The sequence below is a fragment of the Methylobacterium sp. P5_C11 genome, assembly GCF_054049775.1.
In genome coordinates this window covers 12,635-27,581 of the sequence record NZ_JBFULS010000055.1, presented here as the reverse complement: position 1 = coordinate 27,581, position 14,947 = coordinate 12,635, and the positions used below count along the sequence as shown (strand labels likewise).

15 protein-coding genes are annotated in these 14,947 nt (G+C 68.9%); 8 read left to right on the top strand and 7 right to left on the bottom strand.

Annotation, left to right across the window (positions count from 1 at the left end; genetic code table 11):
* Positions 1–78 precede the first annotated feature (78 nt).
* Complete coding sequence (locus tag ACXJKQ_RS22585) at positions 79–645, top strand: TetR/AcrR family transcriptional regulator (protein ID WP_457107934.1); 567 nt, start codon at positions 79–81, stop codon at positions 643–645.
* Here ACXJKQ_RS22585 and queC read toward each other — a convergent pair.
* From queC to ACXJKQ_RS22565, 4 genes are all read right to left on the bottom strand, one after another.
* Positions 632–1,351 (bottom strand): 7-cyano-7-deazaguanine synthase QueC, encoded by a 720-nt coding sequence (gene queC / locus ACXJKQ_RS22580; protein ID WP_457107933.1) that lies wholly within the window; start codon positions 1,349–1,351, stop codon positions 632–634. The two genes, ACXJKQ_RS22585 and queC, sit on opposite strands and share 14 nt — an antisense overlap.
* Positions 1,341–1,697, bottom strand: a complete 357-nt coding sequence (gene queD / locus ACXJKQ_RS22575; RefSeq protein ID WP_457107932.1) for a 6-carboxytetrahydropterin synthase QueD — start codon at positions 1,695–1,697, stop codon at positions 1,341–1,343. Before queD ends, queC begins: the two co-directional genes overlap by 11 nt.
* Before the next feature lie 101 nt (positions 1,698–1,798).
* On the bottom strand, positions 1,799–2,752 hold the full coding sequence (locus ACXJKQ_RS22570) for a dihydrodipicolinate synthase family protein (RefSeq protein WP_457107931.1): 954 nt from the start codon (positions 2,750–2,752) through the stop codon (positions 1,799–1,801).
* A gap of 102 nt (positions 2,753–2,854) precedes the next feature.
* A complete protein-coding gene (locus tag ACXJKQ_RS22565) occupies positions 2,855–3,532 on the bottom strand; it encodes a GntR family transcriptional regulator (protein WP_457107957.1) in 678 nt (225 codons plus the stop codon).
* Positions 3,533–3,655: 123 nt separating this feature from the next.
* Here ACXJKQ_RS22565 and ACXJKQ_RS22560 point away from each other — a divergent pair, with 123 nt between their 5' ends.
* Positions 3,656–5,251: an ABC transporter substrate-binding protein gene (locus ACXJKQ_RS22560; protein ID WP_457107930.1), complete on the top strand. Its 1,596-nt coding sequence runs from the start codon at positions 3,656–3,658 to the stop codon at positions 5,249–5,251.
* A 139-nt stretch (positions 5,252–5,390) separates the two neighbouring features.
* On the opposite strand, the gene cobT is transcribed toward ACXJKQ_RS22560, so the two are convergent.
* Positions 5,391–6,419, bottom strand: a complete 1,029-nt coding sequence (gene cobT, locus ACXJKQ_RS22555; RefSeq protein WP_457107929.1) for a nicotinate-nucleotide--dimethylbenzimidazole phosphoribosyltransferase — start codon at positions 6,417–6,419, stop codon at positions 5,391–5,393.
* A gap of 142 nt (positions 6,420–6,561) precedes the next feature.
* On the opposite strand from cobT, the gene cobS reads away from it, so the two are divergent.
* The 3 genes from cobS to ACXJKQ_RS22540 are packed head-to-tail and all read left to right on the top strand — an operon-like array spanning position 6,562 to position 8,349.
* Entirely contained in the window at positions 6,562–7,395 is an 834-nt protein-coding gene (cobS, locus tag ACXJKQ_RS22550) for an adenosylcobinamide-GDP ribazoletransferase (protein ID WP_457107928.1), read from the top strand.
* A gap of 52 nt (positions 7,396–7,447) precedes the next feature.
* The gene (locus ACXJKQ_RS22545) at positions 7,448–7,660 is read left to right on the top strand and encodes a DUF1289 domain-containing protein (protein WP_457107927.1); all 213 of its coding nucleotides are present in this window, start codon (positions 7,448–7,450) and stop codon (positions 7,658–7,660) included.
* A complete protein-coding gene (locus ACXJKQ_RS22540) occupies positions 7,657–8,349 on the top strand; it encodes a retropepsin-like aspartic protease family protein (RefSeq protein WP_457107926.1) in 693 nt (230 codons plus the stop codon). The genes ACXJKQ_RS22545 and ACXJKQ_RS22540 overlap by 4 nt, the downstream gene beginning before the upstream one ends.
* 18 nt (positions 8,350–8,367) lie before the next feature.
* Here the strand turns inward: ACXJKQ_RS22540 and dusA are convergent, their stop codons facing one another.
* Positions 8,368–9,387 carry a tRNA dihydrouridine(20/20a) synthase DusA gene (gene dusA, locus ACXJKQ_RS22535; protein ID WP_457107925.1) on the bottom strand — a complete coding sequence of 340 codons (1,020 nt, stop codon included), beginning with the start codon at positions 9,385–9,387 and terminating at the stop codon, positions 8,368–8,370.
* Between the two features lie 821 nt (positions 9,388–10,208).
* Between dusA and ACXJKQ_RS22530 the strand changes: the two genes are divergently transcribed.
* From ACXJKQ_RS22530 to ACXJKQ_RS22520, 3 genes are read left to right on the top strand one after another with little or no spacing between them, the layout of a single operon-like run.
* Complete coding sequence (locus tag ACXJKQ_RS22530; RefSeq protein WP_457107956.1) at positions 10,209–11,645, top strand: ATPase domain-containing protein; 1,437 nt, start codon at positions 10,209–10,211, stop codon at positions 11,643–11,645.
* 11 nt (positions 11,646–11,656) lie between these two features.
* Complete coding sequence (locus tag ACXJKQ_RS22525) at positions 11,657–12,691, top strand: HWE histidine kinase domain-containing protein (protein WP_457107924.1); 1,035 nt, start codon at positions 11,657–11,659, stop codon at positions 12,689–12,691.
* A 53-nt stretch (positions 12,692–12,744) separates the two neighbouring features.
* Entirely contained in the window at positions 12,745–13,098 is a 354-nt protein-coding gene (locus ACXJKQ_RS22520; RefSeq protein ID WP_457107923.1) for a response regulator, read from the top strand.
* Between the two features lie 699 nt (positions 13,099–13,797).
* On the opposite strand, the gene ACXJKQ_RS22515 is transcribed toward ACXJKQ_RS22520, so the two are convergent.
* Positions 13,798–14,922 (bottom strand): acyltransferase family protein, encoded by a 1,125-nt coding sequence (locus ACXJKQ_RS22515; protein ID WP_457107922.1) that lies wholly within the window; start codon positions 14,920–14,922, stop codon positions 13,798–13,800.
* Positions 14,923–14,947: the final 25 nt, after the last annotated feature.

Below are 14,947 nucleotides of genomic sequence, written 5' to 3'. Positions count from 1 at the left end.
CCGTCAAGTGACAGACAGGCGGTGGGACATGGGCGGGTCGCACGTTCGCGTGACCCGCTCCGGGAGACGAGGTTCGCGATGAGGGACACCCGCGCCGAATTGCTGATGCAGGCCGAGACTCTGGTCCGGGGCCGGGGCTATGCCGGGTTCAGCTACGCCGACCTCGCGGAGGCGGTGGGCATCCGCAAGGCGAGCATCCACCATCACTTCCCCACCAAGGTGGATCTCGGGGCCGCCCTGGTGGCGGCCTACGCGGCCCGCTACGCCGCCGCCCTCGAGGCGATCCGCCGCGACGTACCCGACGGTCCGGGCCGGGTGGAGGCCTATGGCCGGCTCTACCTCGGCGGTGTCGAGCAGGGGCTCGGCTGCCTCTGCGCGGCGCTGGCCATCGAGGGCGAGGCCCTGCCCGAACGACTGCGCCAGGACATCGCGGCCTTCTTCACGGATCACCTCGCGTGGCTGGAGACGATCCTGCGGGCGGGCCAGGCCGACGGCAGCGTCCGCGACGGCGCGGATCCGGCGGCGCTCGCCCGCTACGTCGTCGCCACCCTGGAGGGGGCGCTGCTGATGGAGCGGCTGTTCGCGAGCCCCGCCGCCTTCCGGGGGACGCTGGCGGTGCTGGTGGAGGGGCTCAGGCCGCGATGAACCGCGCGTAGCCGTCCGCCCGCAGCCGGCAGGCCGGGCAGGTGCCGCAGCCGTAGCCCCAGGGATGACGCTGTCCGCGCTCCCCGAGGTAGCAGGTGTGGCTCTCCTCGACGATCAGCTCGACCAGCGCCCGCCCGCCCAGGGCCTCGGCGAGACCCCAGGTCTGCGCCTTGTCGCGCCACATCAGCGGCGTATGCAGCACGAAGCGTCGCTCCATCCCGAGGTTGAGCGCCACCTGCAGGGCCTTGATCGTGTCGTCCCGGCAGTCGGGATAGCCGGAATAGTCGGTCTCGCACATGCCGCCGACCACGTGCCGGAGGCCCCGCCGGTAGGCCAGCGCCGCCGCGAAAGTCAGGAACACGATGTTGCGGCCGGGCACGAAGGTGTTGGGCAGGCCCGACGCCTCGTAGCCGATCGCGGATTCCCGGGTGAGCGCCGTCTCCGAGACCTGCCCGAGGGCGTCGAGGGACAGCGTGTGGTCGTCCCCGAGGCGGGACCCCCAGGCGGGGTTGAGGCGCGTCGTGCCCGCCCGCAGTGCCGCGCGCCGGTCGAGCTCGACCCGGTGGCGCTGGCCGTAATCGAAGCCCAGGGTCTCGACATGGTCGAACCGGTCGAGCGCCCAGGCGAGGCACGTGGCCGAATCCTGGCCGCCGGAGAACAGGACCAGCGCCGCGCGGTCGCCGGGGATCGCCGCCTCACGCGCCATCGTACTCGGCCCAGGACATCGGGGTCTCGGCGACCCGCACCAGCGCGAGGCCCGGCAGATCCGGCTGCAGGCGCTGCCAGATCCAGGCTGCGATGTTCTCGGCGGTGGGGTTCTCCAGCCCCGCGATCTCGTTGAGGCAATGGTGGTCGAGGCGCGCCAGCAGCGGGCCGAAGATCGATTCGATGTCGTAGAAGTCGATCACCCAGCCGGTATGGGGATCGACCGGGCCGGCGACCGTCAGCTCGACCCGGTAGGAATGCCCGTGCATCCGGTGGCAGCGATGGGTCTCGGGCACGTTCGGCAGCCGGTGGGCGGCCTCGAAGGTGAAGGCTTGGGTGATCTTCATGGGCGGGCTTCGCGGGCTGTGGCCGATCTCGCACCCGCCATAGCGCCGACGGGCCGTCCCGCGCAAAGGCGGGCTGCCCTGCGTGCCGCGGCGGCGGCGGATCAGGCCCCGGCGGCCTCCTCCGACCACCGCGCGTACCACGCCTTGAACAGGCGCAGCTGGTTCTCCGCGTAGTGGCGCTGGCCGGCGCTCAGCGCGTCGGTGGCGTTGAAGTGGAGTTCGTATTCCGGGTTCCCCTCCAGCACCATCAGGTACTTGTAGTACAGGACGAGGTCGGTGCCCTCGTCGAAGCTCGACAGGATCGCGAGGGCCGAGTCGAGTTCCATCGCCCGCCGCCGGGCCTGGACGTCGCCGGTCGCCGCCTTCTCGCACAGGGCGACGAGGTGCAGGACCTCCCGCGGCAGGACGTTGCCGATGCCCGTGATCGCGCCCCGGGCGCCGCAATTGACGTAGCCGTGCACCACCTGCGTATCCACCCCGACCATTAGGGTGATCTCGGGGGATTGGCCGGTGATGTGCTCGGCCGCGTAGGTGAGTGAGGCCGCGCCGCCGAACTCCTTGAACCCGACGAGGTGCGGGTACCGGTCGCGCAGGCGGAAGAACAGGTCGGCCCGGGTCTCGAAGCCGTAATAGGGGCTGTTGTAGATCACGGACGGCAGGTCGACCGCCGCATCGAGGATGCCGGAGAAATGGGCCTCCTGCGCCGCCGCCGCGCTGCCGCGCGACAGGACCCGTGGGATGATCATCAGGCCGTGGGCGCCGGCCGCCTTGGCGTGGGCGGCGAGGGCGGCCGCCCGCTTCGGGTTCTGGGCGCCGGTCCCCACGATGACCGGGACGCCGGCCGCCAGCAGCCGCTCGACCCCCGCCATGCGCTCCGCGTCGGTCAGGAGCGGCCAGTCGCCCATCGAGCCGCAATAGACGACCGCCGACATCCCGGCATCGACGAGCTGCCGTCCCTTGCGCGCGAGGGCGTCGAGATCGGGCGAGCGGTCCGGCCGGCAGGGCGTCATCAGGGCCGGGATCGTGCCGGAGAAGATCTGTTGGTCTGAGGCCATCGGCGGGTCGTCCGGTCTGGAGGCGGTCATCCCGGCCGGCGACGGAGCCGCACCGGAGGGCGGGCCTGTCCATGCCAGCGGCGGTCCATGATGGCAAGGATTTTATACAATCACGCGGGGCATGTGGAGCGCGCGACCGTCGCCCAGGAAGGCCATCAGGGCGTCGGCGACATGGCAGACATGGTCGACCAAGAGGGCGCAGGCGGCCGAGACGTGACCGTTCCGGCACAGCCGGACGATCTCGCGGTGCTCCCGGTCGGCCCGTTCCAGTTCGGCCACGTCCGTCGAGAGCTGCAGGCGCGTGTAGCGGTCGCATTCTGCCAGCAGCGCGCCGACGATGCCGAGGGCACGCGGGCGGTCGGCCCGGCTGTAGAGCAGGAGGTGCAGGTCGGTGTTGAGGGCGCCCCAGCGCGCCGTGGCGCCTGCGCTCAGGGCGGCGGCGTACTCGTCGAGGAGAAGGTCCGCGCGGCGGAAATCCGCCTCTGTCAGCAGGGGAGCCGACATCGCCAGGAGCCGCGGTTCGAGGACCGCCCTCAGCTCCAGGGCCTCGGCCGCATCGGCGGGCGAGAGCGGGGCCACCGTCGCCCCGCGATGCGGATGGATCCGCACCAGGCCCTCGGCCTCGAGCTGGAACAGGGCCTCCCGCACCGGGATCCGGCTGGCGCCGAACTCGGCCGCCAGGCCGTCCTGACGGAGTTGCGATCCGGCCGGATAGCGCCCGTCGAGGATGCGCTGCCGGATCTCGGATCCGATCGAACCCGCGAGGGTCCGGTTCTTCATCATCGACTCGTCCCCCCGTCAGGCCCGGGCGCGCGACGGAGCCCTTGACGGCGCCGCCCCGATGCTGAGATTGTATAAAATAACTCGGGCGTCAGGGCCTGATCAGGAGAGGGTTTGCCCGCCATGACGCTCCATCGCCGCCAACTCCTGGCCGGCACCGCCTGCGCGGCCGCCGCCACCATCGGCCGCCCGTATCTCGCCCGGGCGCAGCCCGGCGGCGGCAGCGTGCTGCGCTTCATCCCGTCCACGCCCCTGCCGTCCCTCGATCCGATCGTCGCCACGAGCTACGTCATCCGCAACCACGGCTATCTCGTCTACGACACGTTGTTCGCCACCGACGAGAATTTCCGGATCCAGCCGCAGATGGTCAGCGACTGGCAGACCGCGCCCGATGGGCTGCGCTGGACCTTCCATCTCCGCGATGGCCTCAGCTTCCACGACGGCGCCCCCGTCGAGGCCAAGGACTGCATCGCCTCGGTGGCGCGCTGGTCCAAGCGGGACGCCTTCGGCCAGACCCTGGCGGGCTTCGTGGAGGGGTACGGCCAGGAGGACGCCCGGACCTTCACCATCAGCCTGAAGCAGCCGTTCCCCCTGCTCCCGGCGGCCTTGGGCAAGCTGTCCTCCAACGTGCCGTTCATCATGCCGGAGCGGATCGCCCTGCAGGATGCCTCCAAGCCCATCGCCGATCCCATGGGCTCCGGCCCCTGGCGCTTCGAGGCGCGGGAATGGATCCCCGGCCAGAACGCGATCTACACCCGCCACACCGGCTACCGCCCCCGCGAGGAGGCGCCCTCCTGGGCGGCGGGCGGCAAGGTCGCCAAGGTCGACCGGATCGAGTGGCTGGCCATCACCGAGGCCTCCGCGGCGGTGGGCGCGATGATCCAGGGGGCGGTCGACTGGTACGAGCAGCCGGCGATCGACCTGATCCCGGTCCTCAAGGGCAAGCCGGGGATCGAGATCCGCAACGTGCCCCTCGGGCTGATCCTGCTGATGCGGTTCAACCACACGCAGCCGCCGTTCAACAATCCCGAGATCCGCCGGGCCGTGATGATGGCCATGAAGCAGGACGACTACATGCAGGCGGTGGTCGGCAGCCCCGAATACTACCGGGAGGCCAAGACCTTCTTCACGCCGGGCTCGCCGATGTCGACCGGCGCCGGCGGGGCCGCCGCCATGCAGGGGGACCTCGCCAAGGCCAAGGCGATGCTGGCCAAGGCCGGCTACAAGGGCGAGCGCGTGGTGCTGCTGGCCCCGGCCGACCAGCCGATCGCCTACAACCAGTCCCTGGTGACCCAGGATCTGCTCAAGCAGCTCGGGATGAACGTCGATCTGGTCTCCACCGACTGGGGCAGCTTCATCGCCCGCCGCGGCAACCGCGGACCGGTCGATGCCGGCGGCTGGTCGCTGTTCCACACGCTATGGTCCGGGGCGGACGTGCTCAATCCGGCCCTGCACCCGCTGATCCGGGCCAACGGTCAGGCCGCGTGGTTCGGCTGGCCGGACGACCCGACCCTGGAGACCCTGCGCAGCGCGTGGATCGCCACGGGCGACGAGGCCCAGCAGAAGGCGCTGGCCGCCCGCATCGAGGAGCGCGCTTTCGAGGTCGTGCCCTACGCCCCGGCGGGCCTCGTGCAGCAGCCGATGGCCGTCAGCACGAAGCTCAAGGGCATGGTCATGGCGCCCGTGCAGTTCTTCTGGAACATCGAGAAGACCGGCTGAATCCGGGCCGGCCTGAAGGCTCGCCGTCTTTGCGAGCGGAGCGAAGCAATCCAGCGACGCTACGCTTGCCGACGTCCCGCTGCCCTGGGTTGCTTCGCTCCGCTCGCAAAGACGAGCGGGCTCGGATGCCCCTGCGGCCTCAGCCTTCGCCCTTCTCGGAAACCCCAGCCTGCGCGAAGGTCGCCATGCCCGTGTGGCAGGCGAGCGCGCCCTTGAGCAGGCCCATCGCCATGCCGGCGCCGGAGGCCTCGCCGAGGCGCATGCCGAGCGCCAGCAGCGGCACCAGGCCGAGCCTCTCCAGCACCTCGGCGTGGACGCCCTCCGCCGAGACGTGGCCGGCCAGGCAATGGTCGAGGGCGCCCGGGTCGGCGGCGTGCAGCACGGCCGCGGCGGCGGTGGCCACGTAGCCGTCGATCACCACCGGGATGCGCTGCAGCCGGGCGGCCAGGATCGCCCCCGCCATGGCGGCGATCTCCCGGCCGCCGAGGCGCGCCAGCACTTGGAGCGGATCGTCGAGATGCCCGGAATGGTGCGCGAGCGCCGCCTCCACGGCCGCGACCTTCCGGGACAGGCCGTCCCGGTCGATTCCGGTTCCGCGCCCGACCCAGTGAGCGGCCTCGCCGCCGAACAGGGCGGCGTAGAGGGCGGCCGCCACCGTGGTGTTGCCGATCCCCATCTCGCCGATGCCGAGGCAGTCGGTGCCGGCGGCCACCGCCTCCATGCCGAACGCCATGGTGGCGACCGTGGCGCGCTCGTCGAGGGCCGGCGCTTCCGTGATGTCGCCGGTTGGCATGTCGAGGGCGAGGTCGAACACCTTGAAGCCGAGACCGTAGGCCGCGCAGATCTGGTTGATCGCCCCGCCCCCGGCGGCGAAGTTGTCGAGCATCTGCCGGTTGACCGCGTCCGGGAAGGCCGAGACGCCCCGGCGCGTGACCCCGTGGCTGCCGGCGAAGACGCAGACCAGCGGCCGGTCGAAGCTCGGCGGCGCCTTGCCCTGCCACGCCGCCAGCCAGGAGACGAGGCTCTCCAGCCGTCCGAGGGAGCCCTCAGGCTTCGTCAGGGTCGCGTCCCGGGCGGCGACGGCGGCCTTCGCCTCCGCGTCAGGGCCGGGCATCGCCTTCAGCAGGTTGCGGATGTCGTCGAAGGGACCGGGTTCGGGAGCGGTCATCGGGTCTGTCACCGGGTCTGTCATGGCGGCGATGATTTCCTGTGGGCACTCCCGGACAGGGAGACGGGGCCGGATCGGAGCGACTATACTGGTCGGGCTCGCTCCACCGGCGCGCGGTGGCGGGCGGATGCGAGAGGCCGCGATGGACAGGCAGACCGGCGGGGAGGCCGACTGGCCCGGGCGCGGCGCCCTCTACGACCTCGCCGGGTGCCTGCGCTTCTACTCCCGCCTGCCGGTGCCGCAACTGCCCGGCGAGCCGGACCCGCACCGCAGCCCCGACTTCACCACCCTGCCCCGAATGCTGCCGCTGGCCGGCCTGATCCTGGCCTTGCCCGCGGCGCTGGTCCTGGCCGGCGGCTGGCGGATCGGTCTCGGGCCGTTCCTGGCCGCGACGCTCGCCATCGCGGTGCTGGTGGTGGCCACGGGCGCCCTGCACGAGGACGGGCTCGCCGACGTCGCCGACGGGTTCGGCGGCGGCACCACCCGGGAGCGCCGCCTGGAGATCATGCGCGACAGCCGGATCGGCGCCTACGGGGGCGCGGCCCTGGTCCTGGCGCTGGCCCTGCGGATCGGCGCCCTGGCGACGCTCCTCGACCGGACCGGATACGCGGCCGCGACCGGCCTGATCCTGGCGTCCGCCCTGTCGCGGGTCGCCGCCCTCGCCCCGATGGTGCTGCTGGCGCCGGCGCGGCCGGGCGGCCTCTCCGCCGCGGTGGGCCGTCCGGATCGGGCGAGCCTCGCCACCGCGTCCGGCCTCGGCGCGGCCCTGGCGCTCGCTGCCGTGCCGCTCGGCCTGCCGTTCGGCGGCGTCGCGCTGATGATCCTGTGCGCCGCCCTCGCGGCTTTGGGCGTGACCCGGTTGGCGCGCGCCAAGATCGGGGGGCAGACCGGGGACGTGATCGGCGCCTGCCAGCAGGTCTCGGAGATCGCCGCCCTGCTGGCCCTGGTGGCGGCGATGGCGGGAGGTGCGGATTGAGGATGCGCGCCGCGTCTTGACCCGGCCACGATCGCCCGGCCAAGGGTTTTGGATGCCGCCCGCGCCGAAGCCCTCCTCGCCCTGCACCAAGGTCTGCGTGCTCGACGCCGCGAGCGGCCTGTGCTGCGGCTGCGGGCGGACCCGCGACGAGATCGCCGCCTGGGGCACGCTTTCGGAGTTGCAGCGCCGCGCGGTCATGGCCGGGCTCGAGGCCCGGATGCGGGAGGCCGGCCTCACGCCCCTGGAAGCACCCGTGCCGTCATGATCTATCTCGGCCTCGCCGCCCTCGCACTGGTGGTCCTCGCCCTGGTCCTCAGCGACGGCAGCGACAGCGTCGGCGGCGTGATCGGACCCGACCAGCTGGCCACCCTGGCCTGGACCGGCACGATCCTGCTCCTGGTGGTGGCCGGGTTCTGGCGGTCCTTCACCGCCCGGCTCGGCGCGAACCTGCAGGCGCTCCTGGCCTGGGCGCTGATCGGCCTCGCCCTGGTGATCGGCTACAGCTACCGCGACCGGATCCAGGAGGTCGGTGCCCGGGTGCTCGGCGATCTCCGGCCGGGAAGCGCGACGTCGAGCGGCGACGGGTCCGTCACCATCACCCGGCGGGCGGACGGCGACTTCCGGGTCGATGCCGAGGTGAACGGCCGGGTGCAGCTCTTCCTGTTCGATACCGGGGCGAGCAGCGTCGTGCTGACCGCCGAGAACGCCGCCGCCCTCGGCCTCACGCCCGCCCCCGCCGACTTCACCGCCCGCGTCTCCACCGCCAACGGCATCACCTACGCGGCGCCGACCCAGCTCGACTCGCTCAGCGTCGGTACGATCACCGAGCGGCGGGTGAACGCCATGGTGGCCAAGCCCGGGGCGCTCTCCGCGAACCTCCTCGGCCAGAGCTTCCTGACGCGGCTCTCGGGCTACGAGGTCCGGGGCGACCGCCTGATCCTGCGCCGGCCCTGACGGGGCGGTGGGACGCGCTCAGGCCGCGCGGGCCTCGGGCGCTGCGCGGGAGACCAGCGCCACCGCCGCCCGCAGGGTCGCGAGGTCGGCCTCCGGGCGCATGCCGTGGGTGGAGAGGTGGCGCCGGAAGGCCCGCGCCCCCGGCCGGCCGTTGAACAGCCCGAGCATGTGCCGGGTGACCGCGTGCAGGCGCTCGCCCCGGGCCAGGAGCGCGGCGACGTAGGGCTCGAACGCCTCCACCGCCGCGAAGGCGTCGGGCGCCGGCGCCGGCACGCCGAACAACCCGGGATCGACGCCGAGCAGCAGCGCCGGTTCGGTGTAGGCGGCGCGGCCGACCATGACGCCGTCGACCTCGGCGAGCCGCGCCCGCGCGGCGTCTAGGTCGCGCAGGCCGCCGTTGACCGCGATCGGCAGGCCGGGCAGCCGCTGCTTCAGCCGCGCCGCCCGGCCGTAATCGAGGGGCGGCACGTCCCGGTTCTCCTTGGGTGAGAGACCCTGGAGCCAGGCCTTGCGGGCGTGGACGATCAGGCCGTCGACGCCCGCCGCCGCCACGGCATCGGCGAGGGCGTCCAGGGCCGCCTCGGGGTCTTGGTCGTCGACGCCGATCCGGCACTTCACCGTCACCGGCACGGAGACTGCCGACTTCATGGCGGCGACGCAGTCGCCGACCAGGGCCGGCTCGCGCATCAGGCAGGCGCCGAAGCGGCCCTCCTGCACCCGATCCGACGGGCAGCCGACATTGAGATTGACTTCGTCGTAGCCGAAATCCGCGGCGATCCGCGCGGCCTGCGCCAGCGCCGCCGGGTCCGAGCCGCCGAGCTGGACCGCCACCGGGTGCTCGACCTCCGCGAAGCCGAGCAGGCGCTCCCGCGATCCGTGCAGGACCGCGCCGGTGGTCACCATCTCGGTGTAGAGCCGGGCGCGCGTCGAGAGGGTCCGGTGGAACGCCCGGCAGTGACGATCCGTCCAGTCCATCATCGGGGCGACGGAAAAGCGCCATCCACTGAGATTTTGAAGTTTTTCCGGTCCGGCAATCACTTGCTGTCGCTCTCGTGCTGTCCCTCGCCGGGACCCGGCGTGCCCGATCGGGCCTCGGACTGCGCGCAGCACAGCTGTGCTGTACGTGCTCGCCCCCGTGCTGAACCACCGCGGGGGACGCGATGGGGACCATCGTCGAGCGCGCGGAAGAACGGGACGACGGGGTATCATGCCCGGATCGTCGTCAAAAGAGACGGCACGGTCCATCGCGAGGCCCGGACCTTCGACCGCCGCGCGGGCGGCCGCGGCCCGGATCCGGAGGCGGGGGAAGGACTTCGACGCGTCCGGTACCCGCGCTCAGGTGAAGACCCAGGTCCGAATCGCCGGCATTCCGGCAGCCGTACACACATCCCTGGCATTCAAGGGCGCTCGGACGCTCCGTCGTTCCGGACCTTCGGACGTCGCCCGCGACGCGGGGCATTTTGCAGGTCATAGGGACGGGGCACTCCCGCTTGCCCGAGATGATGCTGCGCCTACGCCTCGAAGCGTATCCCGCGCCGGCCGATTCGAGGCACGGACCGCCGAGCGCCGATCGGATCAGACGAGCCCTCTCGGCGTCGGACCCGCCACGGAGGTCAACGATCCAGACAGCCGGACCATAGAGCAAACGAGGCCGGAACGACCCGGGACGCACATGCGGGCATTTCGGCTTGACGGACCTGTGTGCTGGCCCTCTCGGACGGCGTCAGCCGTCCAGATTGACTCCGAAGCCCGCTCCTGATGGTGCCCTCGCACGTTTACTTGCGTTTTCAGACCGAGCCAGCGAAACATCAGCCATATTCGGCCCGGCGCCGTTCGTGAGCAGCGGCGAGGAGACCTCAGTGGTAAAATCCAAAACACCAGAGCCCGTCCCTACGGGGATCGAGGGACTGGACGAAATTCTGCGCGGCGGACTGCCGCCGTCCAATTTGTACATGCTGCAAGGGTCACCCGGCGCCGGCAAGACAACGGCCGCTCTTCAATTTCTGCTGACCGGCGTCGCTGCGGGCGAGCGTTGCATCTATGTCAGCCTCTCGCAGACAGCGGCGGAGCTCAGATCGATCGCCGTGTCGCACGGTTGGGACCTCGACGGCATACGAGTCGAGGAACTGTCCGCTTCGGACGCGGTCAGTGGTGCCTCAGACCAAACGATCTTTCAAACTGCGGAACTGCGCCTGGACGAAACGCGACAGGCCATCGAAGAAGCGATCGAGGCGTACAAACCCAGCCGCCTCGTCTACGACTCGCTGCTGGAGATCAGGCTGCTCACTGGCGACACGCCGCGGTTCCGCAGGGAGCTGATCGGCTTCAAGGCTTTTCTGGCCAAGCGCAACGTGGTCGCCCTGCTCCTCGACACGCAGAACGGTGAGGGGATGAACGGCGAGGAGGTCGAAGGCATCGCGCATGGCGTGATCCGGTTCGACAAGTCGCTCGAGGAGTACGGCGCCGTGCGTCGGCGGATCGAAGTCAGCAAGATGCGCGGCGTGCCGATCGCGGACGGGTACCATGACATGGCAATCCGCGAGGGTCAGGGGGTTGTCGTGTTCCCCCGAATCGTACCGGGAGCGGCCACCGAAGCCTGCGCCCCGGAACTGATCAAATCGGGCGTCGACACGCTCGACGAGATGTTCGGCGGGGGGCAGGAATCGGGAACGACAACCCTCGTGATCGGACAGTCCGGGACCGGCAAGTCCACGATGGCTTCGCTGTACGCGACAGCCGCGTTGAAGCGCGGCGAGAGCGTGGCCTTGTTCCTGTTCGAGGAGCGCTTGGAAACCTTCTTCCGCCGCTCCGAAGGACTCGGCATGAATCTGCGCCAGTTCTACGAATCTGGTCAGCTGATCATCCGCGATTTCAATCCCAACGAAATCTCGCCGGGCGAATTCGCACAGATCGTCCAGGGCATCGTCACCGAGGACAACAGCCGGGTCGTGGTGATCGACAGCTTCACCGGCTATCTCAATTCTCTGCCTCACCGGGAAAAAGCCGTCCGCGACATCCAGGCGCTTCTGAAATATCTCGCACGGGCCGGTGTTCTCACGATGTTGATCGTGGCCCAGCATGGCCTCCTGGGCCAGAACGTCGGGATCGATGTCGACGTCAGCTTCCTCGGCGATACCGTCCTGCTGCTCCGCATCACCGAGCATGACGGCCGGCTGCGGCGCAACATCACGGTGGTTAAGAAGCGGCATGGCCCGCACGACCTCGATGTCCATGAGCTCTTCATCAAGAGTTCCGGGGTGACGGTCGTGCCCTACAATCCGCTACCGGAAGCGTGAGCGCTTCGGATTTGGACGATCTGTCCACGCTGGATCACGTGCTGGTCCTGGCACCCTACCGCAAGGACGCGTCTTTCCTCGGTCGTCTACTGGAGGAGAACGATATCCGCGTCGCGATCTCCACCGGCATCGACGACCTCGCCGGCCGGCTCGCGACGTTGCCGGGAGTCTTGGTCGCGACCCATGAGGCACTGACGCCACCCGTTCTGGAAGCGGTCGCGAGCCATGTCGCCTCGCAGCCGGCCTGGTCCGAAATACCGATCATCGTGCTGCTCGATCGGGCTTCGCCCCACATGCGCGTGCGCGCCGAACTGAGCCGGATCTGGCCGCGGGCACGCCACCTCTTCTACCAACGGCCCGTAAGTCCCGTGGAGTTGGTCAGTGGCGTTCAGTCCGCCTTGCTGGCCCGACTTCGGCAACGCGAAGTCAGGGATCACATCGCGCGCGAAATCGAGTTGCGTCGCGAGTTGAACCACCGCGTCAAGAACATCCTCGCCAGCGTCGTCTCGATCTTCGAGATGACCCATCGCGGCGCAACCTCGCTCGAGGGATTTGCAGAGGATTTCAGAGGACGGCTCGGCGCACTGGCCAACGTGCATTCCGCCGTCTTCCATGCCGTCGGGGAAAACGTGGCGGTTCAAGAGATCGTCGACCTCACCTTCGGCCCCTATCGACTGACGGGCGAGGATCGCATCTCGTCGGCCGGCCCCGCGGTCATGCTACACCGCGAGGCCGGGACGACGCTCGCGCTCTGTCTCCACGAACTGACGACCAACGCGATCAAGTATGGCGCGCTGTCCACCCCCGAAGGCCGTGTGCGTTTCGAATGGCAGGTTTCGGATGAAGAACCGCGCGCATTCTCGATCCGTTGGCGCGAGCGTGATGGACCGCCGGTCGAGGCCCCCGTGCGCGTCGGCTATGGAACCCGCTACTTGCGAGCGGCTTTGACGGGAATGTTCGGCCAGAAGCCGACGATCGGTTTCAACCCCGAGGGCCTCGCGTGTGATGCTCGCGGGCTCTTGTCCCGGGTCTCCAGCGACTCGTAGTCCGATCGAGCGTTCACTGCGGACCATCCGTTGAAAAATATCCGGATAAACAGATGCGGATAGTATGCTTAGAGGACAGTCCTCTTGTAATATTTTATATAGAACAGCTCCTTGAGGATCTGGGATATGTTTTCGTAGCAGGTTTTGAAAGTTTTTCCGATCTGAAGGAAGAATTTTCGGGTCTGGAATTTGACGCTGCGCTGGTGGACATCGATCTTGCCGATGGGCGTACGGGTCCTTCTGCAGCCGCTTGGCTGCTCGGGCGCGGCATTCCGACGATCTTTGTTACGGGACAGGAGCAAATTGCCGATCAGCATCGCGAGATCGCGATCGCAACGATCAGAAAGCCTATTTCGCGCGATGAATTTAAAGACAAAATGCAATTTCTTGGATCGAAAAACGCGTAAAATCGAAACATCATCGATCGTCGGATGATCCAAGTCTGGTGTCTGTGTCTGTGGCTGCGCCGCGATCCTAGTCCCGACAAGGCTTCTGCGCGAGTCGGCAGATGCCTGCAATGGCGTCCTTTCCGTCGAAAAACGGGTCAGGTTTTCAAATGCCGGTAAAGCGCTGCGTCGAACGGCAGCGCTTGGTTAGAGCCATGCCCGGCCGAACAAACGGGACCTCACCAAATTGCGCAAAGCCGTCGTGAAACCGGAAGGCGCGCGGCCTGTGCGTGCGTAGCCGGCAATACGCTGATCTGAGTCGTGGTGCGCGGCGTGCGCATCTCGAACTTCGTGCTCCATTCGCCCCGGCCCACCAGCCCCGCCCACGCCGCGGCCTCAGTGGGCGTTGCAGGCGTCCATCGCCGCCGTCGGCGGGCCGGACCGGTCCAGCGCACCGATCGGCGCCCGCGGGCTGTGCGACAACTGCACGCGGTCGCTCGTCACGAGGCCGGCCTTGGAATCGCGCCACGGCCGCGCGCCAGGCCCTCGCCACCCTGTTGCCGCGCCGCCCTGATCGGCGCCATCGTATCCGACCTGTGCTCCGGCAGGCGCATCGCGGCTTGGGCTCGGCGGCCGATTCGCGGGAACCGCCGCCCAATGGCGCTGGTGAGACGCGGGGCCGAACGGGTCGAAGGTGCGCGCGGTCTCGCTGTTCTTCGCTCAACGCGCCGAGGCGGGCTGCGGATGATCCAGGGAAAGGGCTTCCGCGTTCGCCCTGTGCTGCGCGAGGGCTCTCACCAGGCGGCGACCGAGGCGCATGCAGGGCCGCTCGACGTAGCGGTGTACCGGAGCGGCAAGGGCGATGGCGACGATCATCGCGGCTGCAATCATGAGATGGCCATGCGACGCGATCCCCATCGACCGCGTGACGGCGATCACCACCTCCTGCGCGACGGGACCGAACAGGTAGAGCCCGTAGCTGATCGCACCGAGCCAAGCGAAGACAGGCCCATGGATCCTGCATCGCGTGGTCATCAGGACGAAGACGAGCAGAGCGGCCCAATAGGTTGCCGTGTAGCGATACCAAGTCTGACCAAAACCGAGATCGCGCCCATAGGCGAGCACCGAGATGAGCGGTACCGAAAGGGCGATCAGGGCGAGGAGGTACAGGGCGGCACGTCGTGCATCGGCCCGTTGCTCGATCAGCCAGCCGCGCCAGACAGCGCCCCAGAACATGATCGCAAGGGATAACGGGAGTGCGACCGGTAAGGCTTTGCCGAGGTGGTAGCGCGCCACGGCCATCGCCACGGCAGCCAAAAGCATCGCCCCTGCCGAGATCGCGACGCCGGCCGTCCGCTGAAGAGAGCCCGCGCGGAACAGGAGCACACACAGGGCGTAGAAGACCAGCTCGATCTGTAAAGTCCAGTACAGCAGGATAATGTTATCGATGCCGAAAAACTGCTGCAGCATCGTCACATTCGCGATCACCGTTGTCGTCGAAATAGCGCGTCCCGGCAGGACATAGAAGGCGCATATCCCCAAGGGAATCGAAAGCCAGTAGGCTGGATAAAGGCGGAAGAACCGACTGATCGCAAAATCCCTGACCGGCGTTCGGCTTTGCGCGTCGAACGAATAAGGAATCACGAAGCCGGAAACGGAAAAAAATATGATGACTGCGACTTTACCCAGATCCATATACTGGGTTAGTACGATAAATATTCCCCGCTCGACTGCGCCCGACACTTGATCGGTTCTCAGCAGATGCTCCGCGAAGTGGAAATAGATCACCGCCAGAGCAGCAAGGCCGCGGATTGTATCGATATAGCCGAGCCGTTCGCCTCGCATCGCCCTCCCCGAGAATTCGCAGGAC